Origin of the sequence: Acinetobacter sp. 809848 (genome assembly GCF_000581275.1) — a bacterium.
In the GTDB taxonomy this organism is placed as follows: Bacteria; Pseudomonadota; Gammaproteobacteria; order Pseudomonadales; family Moraxellaceae; genus Acinetobacter; species Acinetobacter pittii.
On sequence record NZ_JEXG01000001.1, the window covers coordinates 280,729 to 298,887 of the forward strand.

The 18,159-nt window shown below is 38.1% G+C and carries 14 protein-coding genes; 9 read left to right on the forward strand and 5 right to left on the reverse strand.

What is annotated here, in order from left to right:
- The first annotated feature begins 5 nt into the window (after positions 1 to 5).
- A complete protein-coding gene (gene dapC / locus J536_RS06370) occupies positions 6 to 1,175 on the forward strand; it encodes a succinyldiaminopimelate transaminase (protein WP_032062432.1) in 1,170 nt (389 codons plus the stop codon).
- Positions 1,176 to 1,229: 54 nt separating this feature from the next.
- Here the strand turns inward: dapC and J536_RS06375 are convergent, their stop codons facing one another.
- The 4 genes from J536_RS06375 to msrB form a co-directional block, all read right to left on the reverse strand.
- Complete coding sequence (locus tag J536_RS06375) at positions 1,230 to 1,862, reverse strand: LysE family translocator (RefSeq protein WP_032062433.1); 633 nt, start codon at positions 1,860 to 1,862, stop codon at positions 1,230 to 1,232.
- Between the two features lie 64 nt (positions 1,863 to 1,926).
- Positions 1,927 to 2,763 carry an AraC family transcriptional regulator gene (locus J536_RS0104200; protein ID WP_032062434.1) on the reverse strand — a complete coding sequence of 279 codons (837 nt, stop codon included), beginning with the start codon at positions 2,761 to 2,763 and terminating at the stop codon, positions 1,927 to 1,929.
- A gap of 8 nt (positions 2,764 to 2,771) precedes the next feature.
- Positions 2,772 to 3,257 carry a glutathione peroxidase gene (locus J536_RS06380; protein WP_002114194.1) on the reverse strand — a complete coding sequence of 162 codons (486 nt, stop codon included), beginning with the start codon at positions 3,255 to 3,257 and terminating at the stop codon, positions 2,772 to 2,774.
- Positions 3,254 to 3,673, reverse strand: a complete 420-nt coding sequence (msrB, locus tag J536_RS06385) for a peptide-methionine (R)-S-oxide reductase MsrB (protein ID WP_002114184.1) — start codon at positions 3,671 to 3,673, stop codon at positions 3,254 to 3,256. The genes J536_RS06380 and msrB overlap by 4 nt, the downstream gene beginning before the upstream one ends.
- A 239-nt stretch (positions 3,674 to 3,912) precedes the next feature.
- On the opposite strand from msrB, the gene J536_RS06390 reads away from it, so the two are divergent.
- The 8 genes from J536_RS06390 to J536_RS06425 all read left to right on the forward strand — a co-directional run bounded on the left by J536_RS06390 (position 3,913) and on the right by J536_RS06425 (position 17,451).
- Positions 3,913 to 5,343, forward strand: a complete 1,431-nt coding sequence (locus J536_RS06390; protein ID WP_014206525.1) for a pyridoxal phosphate-dependent aminotransferase — start codon at positions 3,913 to 3,915, stop codon at positions 5,341 to 5,343.
- Positions 5,344 to 5,817: 474 nt separating this feature from the next.
- A complete protein-coding gene (locus J536_RS06395; RefSeq protein ID WP_002114420.1) occupies positions 5,818 to 7,125 on the forward strand; it encodes a dicarboxylate/amino acid:cation symporter in 1,308 nt (435 codons plus the stop codon).
- Positions 7,126 to 7,795: 670 nt separating this feature from the next.
- Positions 7,796 to 8,863 carry a type II asparaginase gene (locus J536_RS06400; protein ID WP_032062436.1) on the forward strand — a complete coding sequence of 356 codons (1,068 nt, stop codon included), beginning with the start codon at positions 7,796 to 7,798 and terminating at the stop codon, positions 8,861 to 8,863.
- A gap of 198 nt (positions 8,864 to 9,061) precedes the next feature.
- Positions 9,062 to 12,625, forward strand: a complete 3,564-nt coding sequence (gene dnaE / locus J536_RS06405) for a DNA polymerase III subunit alpha (protein WP_032062438.1) — start codon at positions 9,062 to 9,064, stop codon at positions 12,623 to 12,625.
- Positions 12,626 to 12,639: 14 nt separating this feature from the next.
- The gene (locus tag J536_RS06410) at positions 12,640 to 13,479 is read left to right on the forward strand and encodes an RNA methyltransferase (RefSeq protein WP_032062440.1); all 840 of its coding nucleotides are present in this window, start codon (positions 12,640 to 12,642) and stop codon (positions 13,477 to 13,479) included.
- On the forward strand, positions 13,472 to 14,284 hold the full coding sequence (gene cysE / locus J536_RS06415) for a serine O-acetyltransferase (RefSeq protein WP_017403186.1): 813 nt from the start codon (positions 13,472 to 13,474) through the stop codon (positions 14,282 to 14,284). The genes J536_RS06410 and cysE overlap by 8 nt, the downstream gene beginning before the upstream one ends.
- Before the next feature lie 105 nt (positions 14,285 to 14,389).
- Positions 14,390 to 15,328 (forward strand): ABUW_2363 family tetratricopeptide repeat lipoprotein, encoded by a 939-nt coding sequence (locus J536_RS06420; protein ID WP_032062442.1) that lies wholly within the window; start codon positions 14,390 to 14,392, stop codon positions 15,326 to 15,328.
- A gap of 116 nt (positions 15,329 to 15,444) precedes the next feature.
- Positions 15,445 to 17,451: an esterase/lipase family protein gene (locus J536_RS06425; protein ID WP_032062444.1), complete on the forward strand. Its 2,007-nt coding sequence runs from the start codon at positions 15,445 to 15,447 to the stop codon at positions 17,449 to 17,451.
- Positions 17,452 to 17,505: 54 nt separating this feature from the next.
- Here the strand turns inward: J536_RS06425 and J536_RS0104205 are convergent.
- The coding region (locus tag J536_RS0104205; protein ID WP_032062446.1) for an FAD-dependent oxidoreductase at positions 17,506 to 18,159 on the reverse strand (654 nt) is incomplete at its 5' end.

Sequence of the window (18,159 nt, forward strand, 5' to 3'; positions counted from 1 at the left end):
GTTTAATGAACTCTAGCTTGTCGTTATTACACCCGTATCCATTTGAAAAGTTAAACCAACTTTTTAAGGATACTACTCCTGCTAACCTTCCCTTGATTCCTCTATCAATTGGCGAACCTAAGCATCCAGCACCAGAGTTTGTTAAACAGGCTATTATTGATAACTTTAACCATTTATCAACTTATCCAAACAGTAAAGGCTTACCAGAGCTTCGCCAAAGCATTGCAGATTGGTTAACTAAGCGCTTTAAACTTAACAGCATTAGTGCTGAAAACCACATCTTGCCTGTCTCTGGTACACGTGAAGGCATTTTCTCTTTTGTACAGGCATTAATTAATCGTGAAGATGCACCTTATGTGGTGATGCCGAATCCGTTTTATCAAATTTATGAAGGTGCAGCTTTACTTGCAGGTGCAAAGCCATACTTCATTAATTGCACGGAAGAAAATGGCTATTTAGGTGATTTTGATGCTGTACCAGCAGAAGTTTGGGAAAAGACAGCCCTTCTTTTTGTATGTACACCAGGTAACCCAACAGGTACTGTGCTTTCTAAAGAACAATTTAAAAAGCTAATTGCCTTATCTGATCAATATAATTTTGTTATTGCTTCTGATGAATGCTATTCAGAGCTTTGGTTTGATCAAGCACCTACTGGTCTATTAGAAGTTTGTGCTGAGCTTGGTCGTGATGACTACAAAAACTGTATCGTATTTCATTCACTTTCAAAACGCTCAAACTTGCCGGGTTTGCGCTCAGGTTTTGTAGCGGGTGATACCGATCTGTTAAAGCCATATTTGCAATACCGCACCTATCACGGCGCTGCAATGCCAGTACAACACCAGCTTGCTTCAATCGCAGCGTGGAACGATGAAAACCATGTTGAAGAAAACCGTAAGCAATATCGTGCAAAGTTTGATTTATTCCAATCTGAGCTAGGTCATCTCCTCCCATTACAAAAACCTGATGCCGGTTTTTATTACTGGTTAAAAGTCGATAATGATGAAACTTTTGCCAAGATGCTGATGGAAAAAGCACACATTAAAGTTTTACCGGGTCGTTATCTATCTCGTGATACCAAACAAGGTAACCCTGGTGCCAATCATGTGCGTATGGCTTTAGTAGCAGATTTGGCACAATGTGAAGAAGTTGTTAAACGTTTAAAAGCGATTCTTTAAACCCAGCAAAATTGCATAGCCTTCAGTTTTATTTAGAAGGCTATGCGATCTGCTTTAACTATAGGCAACCAATAACACTGCGAAAAAAATGAAAGCCAGACTGGAGCAATAATATATTCCTCTAGCAGAGCGTTTAATCTGTGCTAATACACGCTCTTGACGCAATAAACGAACTAATAATAAATTCCACCCGAAAACCACTCCTGTCATCCATATACTCATTAGTAATTTTTGAAATAAGCTAAATTCCTGTTGAATAAGTAGCATTAAACTACTATAAAACATAATATTTTTAGGATTAAGAAGACTGGATTGCAAACCCAGAGCCAAGCTTTTAGCTTTACTCTTATAACTAGACTCTTGTTCAAACAAACTATTTTCAGCAACAGTAATATTTAAGTTTGTTCCTTGAGTGGCTCTAAAACAGAGAAAACTCAAATAAGCTAAATATCCAGCCCCCATCCATTTAAGTACTAAAAGAATCATTGTACTTAAATTACCAAGAACCATAAGTCCAAATATACACACCATTAAGATAACAGCATTACCCAAAGTAATTCCCAGAATAACGCCATAGGTATAACGCGCTCCTTTTTGCAAAAGACTGGTCAAAATAAGAAAAAAATCTGGACCTGGAGATAGTAGTGCTAAAAAGTGAGTAACGGCGATAACCAAAAAAACTTCCATAACGATTTCATCTTTAAAACTGTATGGAGTAGCTTAAAAATAGAGAAAAATAATTTCTTGTAAATTATTGCGCGGCTGCAAGTTGAAACTGTCGAGGAGTAATTCCCGTATGTGCTTTAAAAGCTTTATGAAAATGGCTTTGATCACTAAAGCCTAAATTGACAGCTAGCTCTGCGAGTGAAATCCCTTGCTTTAATTGAGCTCTGGCTTGATTAATCTTTAAATTAATTTGAAATGCATGTGGAGTTAAACCAACATTGGCCTTGAATAAACGAATGATTGCATATCGACTAAGACCAACCTGCTCTGCAAGCTCTTCAAGAGAAATAAATTGTTCTGACGATTTAATAATATGAATTAAGTCCAAAAAATCTTCATACAAATATTCAGTTTTTTGTATTTCTTCTAATACGAAATGTGGGAGTAACAACTGGGTAAGGCAATAGATCAGCGACTGTTCTTTTTCAATAATTAATTTTTCAGGATCGAATAAAGTTTCATTCATATCAGAAAAAGCCTGATATAAAGTTTCTTCTTTTATTATGAGCGGCTTATGCTGAGGCAGATGTAAATCCAGACCATGTTCTCGAAATTCTGAATACAGCTGATTTAACCACCTTATGTCCAAATGTAGCATTTGGTAGCTCCAAGCTTGATCTGGCAAAGGGTTACATGAATGCTCAATATGTGCGGGTACGATCACCAAAGTACCAGCATCAATCTTTTGGGGTGTACCAAATGAACTTTGAAAAACGCTATTCCCCTCGTCTATAGCCCCGATAGAAAACGTTGGATGACTATGAGACTTATAACACGTTCGGCTAAAACAGGATCTTCTGGTTTCAACATACGGCATTCGCCCATCCTGCCAAAACTCAAAAGCTTGAGGAATAGCGTTCATTTAAACAATTAACTCGCTAATGCTTTTTCAATATCAGCTTCTAAAGCTTCTGGCTTAGTCGTAGGTGCATAGCGATTTAAAACAGCACCATCTTTACCTACCAAGAATTTGGTAAAGTTCCATTTAATGCTACTACTACCTAAAATACCTTTAGCTTCACGTGTTAAATATCTAAAAATCACATGGGCTTCTGGGCCTTTTACATCAACTTTAGCAAACATGGGAAATTTCACCCCATAGTTACGCTGACAGAAGCTACCAATTTCTTTATTGCTTCCTGGATCTTGCCCACCAAACTGGTTGCAGGGAAAACCTAAAACTTCTAATCCTTGATCTTTATATTTTTCATAAAGTTTTTCGAGGCCAGCAAATTGTGGTGTAAAACCACATTTACTGGCAGTGTTTACAATTAGTAAAACTTTACCTTTATAATCAGCTAATTGCTTAACTTCACCCTCTAACAGCTCAGCTTCAAACTGATAAATATTACTCATGGATAGGTTTCCTCATCATTTTTTTCTTCTGTTTTCAGTTGTAATGATGCCGAGTTTACACAGTAGCGCAAACCAGTCGGCTGTGGTCCATCTTCAAATACATGCCCTAAATGAGCTTCGCAATCATGACAAACTATTTCAGTTCTGACCATACCATGCGTTAAATCTTCATGTTCATCAATGACAGCACCATTGATCGGACGGAAGAAACTTGGCCAACCGCAACCGCTATCATATTTGGTATCTGATGAGAACAACTCTGCGCCGCAGCAACGGCAAACATAAGTACCATGTTGCTTAGTATTCCAGTATTGCCCCGTAAATGCAGGTTCAGTGCCTTTTTGTCGTGTAATCCGATACTCTTCTGGTGATAACTCTCTTTGCCATTCCCGGTCTGTTTTATTGACTTTTCCCATGACATACACCTTTTATTCTGAAGTAAACATTTCTGATGATCGAGTTTTATATTTACGCCATTCATCACAAAAACACTAGTCTCTGAACGTAAAATTTGTTGGAATTTAAACATATAAAGAACAAAAAGCAAAAAGTAAGCAAAATACAAAATCAAAAGTAAGCAAATTTATTACTAATCTTCTTTAAAGCAAGCAAACATAGTGCTATTCTAAGTGCGCACGGTTGTATAGGACAGAACATGTCTCAGAAAAAAAGTGTGGTTTTCCAACAACTACTACCAATTATCAAACAATATCAACAATCGGGTTTTACCCATGAAAAAATTGTTGAACTATTGAAAGATCAACATGATCTAAATTTGGTAACAGTTAAAACATTTAAAAGTTATTTATACCGATATGCAAAAGTGAATCCCGTTATGTCTAAAAATACTGCTACCATCCATTCCATGCCATCTACTCGAGAAATCAAAAAATCATCGAAGCTTGAGCATGTTTGTTATGACATCCGTGGGCCAGTTTTACGAGCCGCCAATGAAATGGAAGAGCAAGGACATAAGATTATCAAGCTGAATATCGGCAACCCTGCTCCATTTGGTTTTGAAGCACCCCAAGAAATTATTAATGATGTTGCTTTAAACTTACCAAATGCAATTGGTTATGTTGACTCAAAAGGTATCTTCCCTGCTCGCAAAGCAATTTGTCAGTATTACCAGCAAAAAGGAATTCTCAATATGCATGTCAATGACGTGTATATTGGTAATGGCGTATCTGAACTCATCGTAATGGCTATGCAAGGCCTATTAGATGATGGAGACGAAATGCTGATTCCAATGCCGGATTATCCGCTTTGGACAGCAGCAGTTAATCTTTCAGGCGGCACAGCAATTCATTATAAATGTGATGAAGAAAATAGCTGGTACCCAGATATTGCTGATATTGAAAGTAAGATTACTCCGAATACTCGCGGTATTGTCATCATTAACCCGAACAACCCTACGGGTTCGGTATATCCACGCCACATTCTTGAACAGATTGTAGCGATTGCAAAAAAATATGATCTAATTTTATTTGCTGATGAAATTTACGACAAAATTATTTATGACGGTATTGAACATGTTTCAGTAGCATCATTAGCGGGCGACCAGCTTTGCGTATCTTTTAATGGTTTATCAAAAGCTTATCGTATTGCAGGCTTCCGTTCAGGTTGGATGGCAATTACGGGTGATAAAAGCCGTGCTGCCGACTATATCGAAGGATTAGACATGTTAGCGTCAATGCGCCTATGTGCTAACGTTCAAGCTCAATATGCGATTCAAACTGCCCTAGGCGGTTATCAATCAATTAATGACTTGATCCGTCCTGGTGGCCGTTTATATGAACAGCGTAATATTGCGTGGGAAATGCTTAATGAAATTCCAGGCGTAAGTTGTGTAAAACCAGATGGAGCAATGTACTGTTTCCCGCGCCTTGACCCGAACATCTACCCAATTGAAGATGATGAAAAGTTAATGCTTGATTTGCTACGTGCAGAAAAAGTTTTATTGGTGCAAGGTACAGGCTTTAACTGGCCAACACCTGATCATTTCCGCGTGGTTTTCTTACCTGCTGAAAATGAATTACGTGAAGCAATTACCCGTCTAGGTCGTTTCTTAGCCAATCGCCGTTAAAAAAATGCATAACAAAAAAGGCATCTCTAAATAGGTGCCTTTTTTATAATTCTATTTTTTTCATTTTTATAAAAGAAGAATCTTCTAACCACATAACAATTTTATCAACACAAAATAAATTATTGTATTTAAATTATTTTTATAAATTTTATAATTCTTTTAACTTTAAAAATTAGTTAATTTTTTGATTTATATATTTTTTACCATACGTTTAAAATCACTTGATTTTCTTCAATCTACTTAACCTTTATTATGCAAAAAATGCATGGATCAATATTTTTTTGCATTTCACACCGCTTCAAAATCGAGCAACAATCCATCTCCATAACAACATCGCCATATTCGATTCGGTTAAAACAGATACAGATCTAGGAAGATAACATCGTTAGAACAACCGAACTGAACTAACAAGGAAAGCTTTCAATCATTCAAATCCCATCAAAGGATGATTGAATCAAATGGATAGAGGTTCATATGAAGCAAAAGAAATTGCTAAAGTATATTGTTGTTGCTATTTTACTTGGCATACTGACAGGTTGGATTTGTCACCACTTCTTTAATGAGGGTGAACAATTGAAGCAAATCGCTTCTTATCTCAACATACCTACAGATATCTTTTTACGCCTTATCAAAATGATTATTGCTCCATTGGTATTTGCCACTATTGTTTCAGGCATTGTATCAATGGGGAAATCGACATCAATCGGCAGTATCACCCTTAAATCAATGACTTGGTTTATTACTGCTTCGTTCGTATCGCTTGCTATCGGTATGGGTCTGGCAAACTTTTTCCAACCAGGTGCAGCTTTAGATTTAGTATTACCAACTGCGCAACAATTGAGTAGCTCTTCTGCTCCAGCGACTACAGGCTTCACTCTACAATCATTTTTAAGCCATGTTTTCCCACGCAGTATTGCCGAAGCAATGGCAAATAACGATATTTTGCAAGTCCTTGTTTTCTCTATTTTCTTTGGCTCAGCCCTTGCTTTTGTAAATCAAGGCAAAGAAAAAGATTCAGTTATCATTCGTTTGACTGATGAACTCAGCAAAATCATGTTCCGTATTACTGATTACGTCATGATGTTTGCACCTGTTGCAGTATTTGCAGCAATCGCTTCAGCAATTACAGTACAAGGTTTAGGCTTGATTGTTGATTATGGCATTTTAATCGCGGAGTTCTACTTTGGTCTTTTATTACTGTGGATCATCTTATTCTCTGTAGGTGCAATCGTACTTAAAAAAGATATTTTCCGCTTAGGTAAATTAATTCGTGAACCTGTGACGCTTGCTTTTGCCACAGCTTCAAGTGAATCAGCCTATCCTAAAGTTATGGATGCACTAAATAAATTTGGCGTGCCTAAAAAAGTAACGAGCTTTGTATTACCTTTAGGTTATTCATTCAACCTTGATGGTTCAATGATGTACACCACGTTTGCAGTGCTCTTTATTGCTCAGGCCTACAATATTGATCTTAGTTTCACTCAACAAATCTTAATTTTGTTAACTCTAATGGTAACAAGTAAAGGTATTGCTGGTGTTTCACGAGCTTCTATTGTAGTTATTTCAGCGACGCTCACTATGTTCCACTTACCTGAAGCTGGCATCCTTTTATTACTCGGTATCGATCAGTTCCTTGATATGGGCCGTACTGCAACAAACGTAGTAGGTAACAGTATTGCTACCGCAGTTGTTGCCAAGCTTGAAGGCGATAAAGTGGCTGATACTGAAGAACTACCAGAGCCAGTATTAATTAAATCAACTCAAGAACAAACGACCGCATAAGTTTCTCTTTTCTCCCACTCTCCCAACTTAAGAGCAATTTTATATGACCTTATAAAATTGCTCTTTTTTTATTTTAAAATTGGTGGCGGAAATTCACATATATTTTTATATTAAATAATGACTTTAAACTGCTATTAAATTTTCTTAAATCAAACCTTAAAAATAGAATGAAAATTATTCAAACAAATTTTATATTTTTAAAAATAAATACCAAGTGATTAAATTTTAATTCAATTTACAACAATTAAATTATATTAAATTAATGGAATTATTTTTCAATTCATACTGAAAAATTTAAAATCATCTTAATATTAAATTATAACAATAAAAATCAACAATATAAAAATATCAAATGGCAAAAAATTACTTAAACACATCTATTATTTTTTAATTTTATACAGATAAAAAAATCATTTGTTTTATTTATATTAAAAAGTAAACAAATCAAGATAAATTAGAAAAACTTAATAGATTTTTTATTTTATTCATGTTATTTATTAGCGCTAAATAAAAGCAATGATTAAGCGGTTGTTGGTGAAACAAAATGCTATTCAAGGATGCTTCTTATTCAAACAAGTTATGAATATGTTTTACATGGTATGTATTTTGCTTAGGAAAAGCAGTCATATTCAACAAACTTTTACTTCGTCACTTCATAAGGATATTTTCGATGTTGACTAAAACTGTTAAATCTTTAGGTTTAGCGATGGGCTTATTAGCCTGCTCTCTCCCACTTTATGCAAAAAATAATGTTGTTGTAGTTGCGACTGGCGGTACTATCGCTGGTGCTGGCGCAAGCTCGGCAAATAGTGCAACTTATACTGCTGCAAAAGTTCCTGTTGATACGCTAATTAACGCAGTTCCACAAATCAAAGATTTGGCAAATGTAACTGGTATTCAAGCATTACAAATCGCTTCTGAGAGTATTACTGACAAGGAATTATTAGAAATTGCTCGTCAAGTGAATGAGCTTGTTAAAAAGCCATCTGTTAATGGTGTCGTAATTACACACGGTACAGATACTTTAGAAGAAACAGCATTTTTCTTAAATTTGGTTGTTCATACTGATAAACCGATTGTACTTGTTGGCTCAATGCGTCCTTCAACAGCTCTTTCAGCTGATGGCCCACTTAACCTTTATAGTGCAGTTGCTTTAGCAGCTTCTGATGATGCGAAAAATAAAGGCGTTATGGTTCTTATGAACGACTCTATTTTTGCTGCACGTGATGTAACTAAAGGCATTAACATTCATACAAATGCTTTTGTTAGTCAATGGGGCGCTTTAGGTACATTGGTTGAAGGCAAACCATACTGGTTCAGACAGTCTGTAAAACGTCATACAAATGCTTCAGAGTTTAATATTGAAAATATTAAAGGCGGTGCACTTCCAACTGTACAGATCGTTTATGGTTCGGACTCTATGCTTCCAGATGCATATGAAGCGTATGCAAAAGCTGGTGCTAAAGCGATCATTAATGCAGGTACTGGTAACGGTTCTGTACCAAAATATATCGTACCAACCTTACAAAATCTTCATGACAAAAACGGTATTCAAATTATCCGTTCATCACGTGTCGCACAAGGCTTCGTATTACGTGATGCAGAACAACCTGACTCTAAATATGGTTGGGTAGCAGCACATGATTTAAACCCTCAAAAAGCGCGTCTTCTTGCAGCTTTAGCTCTTACTAAGACGAATGACACGAAAGAAATTCAGCGCATGTTCTGGCAGTACTAAGTTTTTCAACCAGCCCAAACACAAAGTTTGGGTTGGTCCTATTTCTTAAAAATAAGCTCTTTTATATTAAATCTGTACAATAGATATTCAAATCATTCTTCTTAAATAATAAAATCCTTAACAGTTTGCCAAAATATTAAGCATTTCGTTTTAACTTTGCGTGCTAAACTATGCTGCAGTCGTATTAAGGATTGGTTTATGCAGTTTGTTCATCTCGGTATTTATACAGAATTTTCGATTACAGAGTCGATAGTTCGCATACCTGACTTGGTCAACGCTGCGGTTAAAGACCAAATGCCTGCGCTGGCATTAACCGATCTATCAAACCTTCATGCTGCGGTAAAATTTTATAATTCTTGTTTAAAAAAAGGGATTAAGCCGCTTTTAGGTAGCACAATTCGCCTTGACGATGCTCAACATCGTGCAACTTTACTTGCAATGAGTAATGTAGGCTGGAAAAGTCTTACCGAAATCGTTTCACGCGGTTTTATTGAAGGTCAACAACTCAGTATTCCATGTGTAAAAAAAGAATGGGTACTTGAACAGCATCAAGATATTATTGTTTTACTTGGCCAACACAGTGATGTGGGTCAGATGCTTTGTTCATCTAACCCTCAAAAAGCAGCTCCCCTGTTAGAAGCATGGATCGAAAAATTTGGTAACCGTGTTTATCTGGCTTTAACACGTACCGATCGTCCTGGTGAAGAAGACTTTATTCAAGAAGCCGCTAAACTTGCTGCCCAATATAATGTCGGTGTAGTTGCGCATAATGATGTGCACTTTGTAGAAAAAGAAGATTTTGAAGCCCACGAAGCCCGTGTTTGTATTGCTGATGGCTATGTATTAGCAGATGACCGTCGTCCACGCTTATATAGTCCTGAGCAACATTTTAAAACCTCGGACGAAATGATCGAGTTGTTTTCAGATATCCCAAGTGCTATCGAAAATACTTATAACATTGCAAAACGCTGTAATGTTAGCCTACAACTCGGCACCTACTTTTTACCTGACTACCCAATTCCAGATGGCTTTACCATCGACACCTACTTTGAGCATTTGTCAAAAGTAGGTCTAGAAGAACGTTTAGATTATCTCTACCCTCTCGAAAAACGTGGCGAAGACTGGCCAGAGATTCGTAAACCTTACGATGAACGAATTGATTACGAAGTCGGCATTATCCTCAAAATGGGTTTCCCTGGTTACTTCCTTATCGTCATGGACTTCATCCAGTGGGCAAAAAATAATGGCGTTCCTGTAGGACCTGGTCGTGGTTCAGGTGCGGGTTCACTCGTTGCATATAGCTTAAAAATTACTGATCTTGATCCTCTTCGTTACGATCTACTTTTCGAACGTTTCTTAAACCCAGAACGTGTTTCGATGCCCGACTTTGACGTCGACTTCTGTATTGCCGGACGTGACCGCGTCATTGATTATGTTTCCCGTACTTATGGACGTGAAGCCGTGTCGCAAATTGCAACTTTCGGTACGATGGCGGCAAAAGGTGCAATTCGTGACGTTGCCCGTGTATTGGGTAAGTCTTACGGTTTAGCTGACCGTATCTCAAAAATGGTACCGACTAAACCGCTCGGTGTGGACTTAGCCACTGCTATCGAGATGGAACCTCAGCTTAAAGATATCGTTACCAACCCATCTAACCCAGATAATGATGATGCGAGTGAAATCTGGGAAATGGCTTTAAAATTGGAAGGTATCACCCGAAATACTGGTAAACATGCCGGTGGTGTCGTCATTGCACCAGGTAAGATTACCGATTTCTCGGCTGTACTTTGTGAGGAAGATGGAACAAGCCGTGTTGCTCAATATGATAAAGACGATGTAGAAGCAGCAGGTCTCGTCAAATTCGACTTCTTGGGTTTACGTAACTTAACCGTTATTGAAGACGCAATTCAAAATATTAATAAAAATCGCGATAGTAATGATCCGCTCATTATTTCGCATGTTCCACTTGATGATGCTAAAGCATATTCAGTCTTTGCCGATGCAAATACAACCGCGGTATTCCAGTTTGAATCCGTCGGCATGAAACGAATGCTTAAAGAAGCACGTCCAAGTAAATTTGAAGAGATTATTGCGTTCGTATCATTGTACCGTCCTGGCCCAATGGATCTTATTCCTGACTTTATTCACCGTATGCATGGTGGAGATTTTGAATATCTTCACCCACTTCTTGAAGGTGTATTAGAGCCAACTTACGGGATTATGGTTTATCAAGAACAGGTGATGCAGACTGCACAGATCTGTGCGGGTTATACGCTCGGTGGCGCGGACTTACTCCGCCGTGCAATGGGTAAAAAGAAACCTGAGGAGATGGTTAAGCAGCGCCAAATTTTCTTGGCAGGTGCTGCTGAAAAAGGAATTGATGAAAGTACAGCCAACCATATCTTTGACTATATGGAAAAGTTCGCAGGCTATGGTTTCAACAAATCTCACGCCGCCGCTTATGCCCTCGTTGCCTACCATACTGCATGGTTAAAAGCACATTATCCTGCTGAGTTTATGGCAGCAGTAATGTCATCGGAAATGCAGAACACTGACAGTGTTGTATTTTTAATTGATGACTGCCGAAATAATGGCCTAGAAGTTTTACCACCATCAGTCAATATGTCGACTTATCATTTCCATGCGAGCGATGATAAAACTATTGTGTATGGTTTAGGTGCAATTAAAGGCGTTGGCGAACAAGCAATGCAGTCAGTTATTGACTCTCGTCGACAATTTGGTCCTTATACAGATCTATTCGATTTTTGCCATCGTATTGATTTGAAGAAAATCAATAAGCGTACTCTTGAAGCTTTAATTCGTGCGGGTGCACTCGATTGCTTGGGAATTGAACGTGCAAGCTTAATGGCACAATTGCCTGAAGCTGTTCAAGCTGCTGAACAAGCGCGCAGTAACCGTGAAAGCGGTATTATGGATTTATTTGGTGAGGTTGAAGAAGTTCAGCGTAAGCCAGCTAAACCTGTTAAACCGTGGAGTGATGAAGTTCGTCTAAAAGGCGAAAAAGATACGCTTGGCCTATATCTCACTGGTCACCCAATTGATGTTTACCGCCAAGAGCTTAAAGCTTTTATTCCGGTAAAATTAAATGAAATTACGGCTACACGTCGTGGTGTTACAACGGTGTATGCAGGTTTAGTCATTGACGTCGCAAACTTCCCAAATCGGGTAGTTATTGTATTAGATGATGGTACAGCTCGTATTGAAGTAAGTTGCAACCATGAACGTTTCCAACGTTTTAAAGATATTATCCAAGTTGAGCGTGTTGTCGTCTTTGAAGGCGAAATTTATGAAAGAGAAGGCTTTGAACGTCCGATGGGCCGTTTAACTAAGGCTTTTACTTTAAATGAAATACGACAAAAACGTGCTAATAGCATTCAGATCAAATTAACAGAAGAGTTTATGCAAGCCACTTTGGCAAAAGATTTACAAAATATCATCTTGCCATTTTGCAATGTAGATATGCATCAACATATCGCTCTACAGCTACAGATTGATCAACCTTATGCTCAAGCCGAGCTTCAACTTGGTCCGCAATGGAAAGTTGCTCCTCTCGATGAATTACTTGCTAAACTCAGAGATTATTTTGGTAAAGATAATATTTATATTGAATATCAAGTAAAGTCGAAAGCAGCTAAAGCAGCAGAACCTGCTCGTCCGCAAACCGTTGCTTCCCCTCCCGCGGACATGACTATGGACGATGCATTGGATTTATACCAAAGCGAAGTTTCTCAATATTCGTAATTTCTGGAAATCTTATGAGTTCGTTTGATCACAACACTGTGTCAAAACAATTAGCACAAGTGCGTATTGTCATGGTAAACACTACCTTGCCTGCCAATATTGGCAGTGCTTTACGTGCCATGAAAACAATGGGGCTAATTAAATTAGTTCTTGTTGCACCTAAAACATATCCTCACCCAGACATACAAGCGCTTGCTGCTGGTGCGCAGGATTTATTTGAACATCTTGAGATTGTCGATACCCTAGAAGATGCTATTAAAGATTGCCATTTAGTATTTGGAACAAGTGCACGTAGCCGTACTATTCCTTGGCCTTTACTTGACGTAAGACCAGCTGCTAAAGAAGCTATTAAGGCCACTACTCAAGGACAACAAATTGCGATTGTTTTTGGCCGTGAAGATCGTGGTTTAACCAACGAAGAATTAGCACTGGCAAATTATCATTTAACAATTCCTGTAAATCCGGACTATGGCGTATTAAATGTTGCGCAAGCAATTCAAGTCGTATGTTACGAACTTCGCATGTCTGCTCTAGAGCAACAAAACGTGGACCAAGATGCAGAAGAAATGCCATTAGTCCAAGGTCAAAGCATGCAATGGGATGAACCATTGGTGACTCAACAACAAATGGAAGAGTTTTATCCTCATCTAGAGAAAATGCTGACTGAAATTGAATTTTTAGATCCAGATAATCCACGTTTGTTACCTTTACGCTTGCGTCGTTTATTTGGTCGTATACAATTAGATCGTATGGAATATCATTTACTTCGCGGTATTTTTAGTCGTGTACAAGCCCTAACCAGTGGTAAATGGAAAAAAGCATTATCTGACAAGGAGGATCAACCCAATGCTTAAACAGCTGAAAGAAGATATAAAGGCTGTATTTGCGCGAGATCCTGCTGCCCGCAATACACTCGAAGTTCTCACGACCTACCCTGGCATTCATGCGATTATGATGCATCGTGTCGCACATGAGTTATGGCAAAAAGATTGTAAAGGTGCTGCTCGCCTTCTTTCTTCATTTAGTCGTTTTGCAACAGGAATTGAAATTCATCCTGGCGCTAAAATCGGTAAACGTTTTTTTATTGATCACGGTATGGGTGTTGTGATTGGTGAAACGGCTGAAATTGGCGATGATGTTACGCTTTATCATGGTGTTACCCTAGGTGGTACAACATGGAATAAAGGTAAACGCCACCCAACTTTAGAAGATGGCGTTGTTGTTGGTGCTGGTGCAAAAATTTTAGGTCCATTTACAATAGGTAAAGGTGCTAAAGTCGGTTCAAATGCTGTGGTAACTAAAGCTGTTCCTGCTGGCGTGACCGCTGTAGGGAACCCTGCCCGCTATATTTATAAAGATGCACCTGACAAGAATAAAGATGAAGAACGTCGTCGTGATTATGCACAAAGTATTGGCTTTGCCCCATATGCGACAACTGCTGATCAGTCAGACCCTATTTTAGAAGGTATGCGCGTTTTACTTGATCGTATTCAGCATAATGAAACGCGTATGAATAATTTATGCCAGCGTTTATCAGAGCTAGATCCGAGCTTCAAAAAAGAAAGTCAGGATGAACAGCCTTTTAGTGATGAAGAACTGAAAATTATTGAAGAAGTCCGTCGTGAATGCGGTGCGCAAGATAAGACATCAAAAACGTAATATTCTTGATTCATAATGTAACACGCTTACCCTTGCATGTGTGTTTAGCTTTTTCTAGACTTACCTGTACCAAATCTGACTTTACTAAAATGAACGGAAGATCCTATGAATTTTAAGCCTTTGGCATATATAATCCTTGCGACCTCAAGTTTAACCGCTTGTACAATGGCACCCGTAAAACAACAAAAAATTGAGCCTTTTGTTTTCAAGGAACCAGAGCTTACTCCTCCTTTTTATGCGCTAAACCCTTTTAACTATGATCAGCCACCGGCATTTGAAGTTGCATTAAAAGACGCTGCTGCACAGCCTGTAACCAAAATGGTCGTTAATCGTCAAGATGATCCAACCAAACAGCTTACTCTCGACGTCAATAAACTGATCGTTCCGACTGTCAATAATTCACAACGTTCAATGAAATACGCAGTTTTAGCCGGTGAAAATGAAATTGACGTGACTACTATTGATGACTTTTTACAGTTAGTAGAAGGTAAAGCACGTCACTACCCGCCTCGCTTTACTGACCGTCAAGAACGTAAAGGCTTTGAAAGTAAACTTAAAGAAGTAACACAACAACTTGATACACTTGCTGCAAATCCAAATGCATCATTTGATATTTTAATTCGTGCTTTTAAAGCAAGTGTTCTTGCACGTAACCTTGATTTAGGTACTGTTCATACCACTAAATCTTTAGAATATGCTCAAAGACTTTTAAAAATTAATCCAGATGATGCGGAGACAAATTTCTGGTTCGGTTTTGGTTTATCTGAAGGTGGCGGTCAACGTGAAGCGATTCCATACTTAGACAAAGCCATTAAAGGTAATGTTCAAGAAGCATATTTAGCTGCTGCAAATAACTATATTGCAATGGAGCAAAAGAAAAACGCGATCCAGACGCTAAAGAACTATAAAGTTAAATATCCAGATGAAGCGGAAATTGCTGACCGTTTAATTCAAGAAATTGAAAAACAAGGTCGTTGGAACGTATGGCAAGTTTTAACTAACCCAGCAATGTCAGCAACTACTCCTGCTGCACCTAAAAAATAAGCTTAATTCTATAAAAAAGGGCTGTTTTGACAGCCCTTTTTTATATTTGATCATTTGAAAAATATTTTAAAATTTGTATGATCTACCTACCATTGAGCCACTATATTTTGACCATAATGTTTTCAATAAAAAGAAGCAAAACACTGTTGACGGTCATACTACTCGGTTCAATTCTGAGTGGTTGTCAGGTCGTAAATGTTAAACAGCAAGCTTTAAATGTAACGATTGCAAATGAACGTAATAGTATTCTTACCCAAGATAAACTCAGCGAAGCAAGCCTGAATGTTCTATCTATGTCTGGTCAAGAAGCTAAAGTTTGTACAGATACCCCTGAAACCTGTGTAAATCAACTCAAAAACCTTCCTCAAATTTTAGATGAACAGTTCTTATCAGCAGCAAGCGAGATGTATCTCGCAAAAGCAATGGCTTTATCAGATACATCTGACTGTAAAGTAAGTAGATTTACTAAACATAAATCTGAAGAAGAACAAAAGAATATTCTGAATAGATATGATGATTGCTTAGACCAGCAATTGAGCCTATTAGATAAAAGTATTCGCTATAGCTATGCCTATCTATTTTCAACAAAACGTAAGCCTAATGACCGTATTTTTGATAATAGACAAGTTCAAATTCGCGATTTCTATAATCAAGCAATCGCCAAAATGGTCGGTGTTTATGACTTAAGACATCCAAAGAAAAATGTTGTTGAACCACAAATTCATATTGGTAAAAGTATTTATTCAATCGATTTTGAATTTCATAGACAACTATCTGGCCAAAAACTAGAAAAATTAATTTCAAGTTATAACCTGAATTTTTCTGGCTTAAGAACCATTAACCGCCGCGATGGTTTTGGCTCCGAATTTGTGGCTGTTTTTCCGAGTTCAGGAAATGAAGATATTAATGAATATATCCTAGACCCACTTAAATATAATTATAAAAATGGTGTTAATCCAAATATTCATAATGCACGCTACTTAGCTGCGACTATTGTAGCTGAACCCAAACACGCGACCACTGTCGAAGAAATTATTAATAATCCAGAATTCGTGATTCGAGTTTATGACCCATATCGAACAGATAATATTAATGTAGCAGGCAAACAATATCCTCTAGCAGCTAACTTTTCAGCACCTTATGGCCTATGGTTAGCCGAAAACAATTTAGGGGTTGCAGCTTATTTAACTCTGATTGACCGCGATCAGCATTTAACTATGCCGCATCTCTATATGCTTGAACCATACAACCCAAATAAGAAAATTATTGTGTTAGTACATGGTTTGGCAAGTAGCCCCGAGGCATGGATTGCGCTGACCAATGATGTTATGGGCGATACGGTTTTAAGAGACAATTACCAAGTTTGGCAAGTTTTCTATTCGACCAACATGCCAATTTTGGAAAGTCGTTTTCAGATTTATGCTCTCTTGAAACAAGCTTTTGGTTCATTAAACCCAAGTGACCCTGCCGCGCATGATGCGGTCCTTGTTGGACATAGTATGGGAGGTATTATCAGCCGTTTACTGGTCAGTGATGGAGATATTACTAAACCTGCCTTAGAATTGATGACGATTCGTCAGCAAAACCGCTTTAAAAAACATCCAATGGTTACTGAACGATTGCAAATGCATTCAATCAATAATTTTGATCGTGCAATTTTCTTGGCTTCTCCTCATCGCGGTACAGATTATGCGGATCGTTGGTTTACCTTGGCAGCACGTAAAATTATTCGTTTACCGGGTGCATTTTTGTCGGCTGTAGCGACTTCACTGACAACTGAAAATTTAGATGTTAAAGATTTCTTGAGTAATATTGATAATGGTTTGATTCAAAATGGACCAAGTGATCTAAGTCATCAATCTAAATTTATGGAGCTGACTAAAAATATTAACCCACACCAAGGATTAGTTTTCCATTCAATAATGGGAAATATTACCAAGAGTGATGATCCAAATGTGATTACCGATGGCATCGTTCCGTACAAAAGTGCTCACTTAGATGGAGCAAAGTCTGAGAAAGTTCTTCCAGGTGGTCATTCAATTCAGCTGACACCGCAAGCTGTATTAGAGTTACGTCGTATTTTACGAGAGCATTTAGTCGAACACGGTTTATATAAACCATGAAAATAAAAAAGAGCCAAAGGTTATCCTTTGGCTCTTTCGTTTTGGGATTAAATTTTATTGCCCAGAACGGATGATGTAATCAAACGCAGAGAGTGATGCTTTAGCGCCTTCACCTGTAGCAATAATGATTTGCTTGTAAGGTACAGTGGTACAGTCACCTGCAGCAAATACACCTTGTACATTGGTTTCGTTGCGGTCATTCACAATGATCTCGCCACGGTTGGTTAACTCAACTTCACTGTCTTTCAAGAAGTCAGTGTTTGGCAGTAAACCAATCTGTACAAAGATCCCTGCAAGCTCTACCACATGCTCTTCATCAGTCGCACGGTCTTTATATTTAAGGCCAGTCACTTGTGAACCGTCGCCTAACACTTCTGTACTTAAGGCATTCATAATCACAGTGGTGTTTGGCAAGCTATGCAATTTGTTTTGCAACACTTGGTCTGCACGAAGTTTGGTATCGAATTCAACCAGAGTGACATGCTCAACAATCCCTGCAAGGTCAATCGCTGCTTCAACACCTGAGTTACCGCCACCAATCACGGCAACACGTTTGCCTTTGAACAATGGACCATCACAGTGTGGGCAGTACGCAACACCACGGGTACGGTATTCTTGCTCACCCGGTACATTCATTTCTCTCCAACGTGCACCTGTAGAAAGGATCACAGTTTTCGATTCAAGTTTTGCACCGTTTTCAAGTTCAAC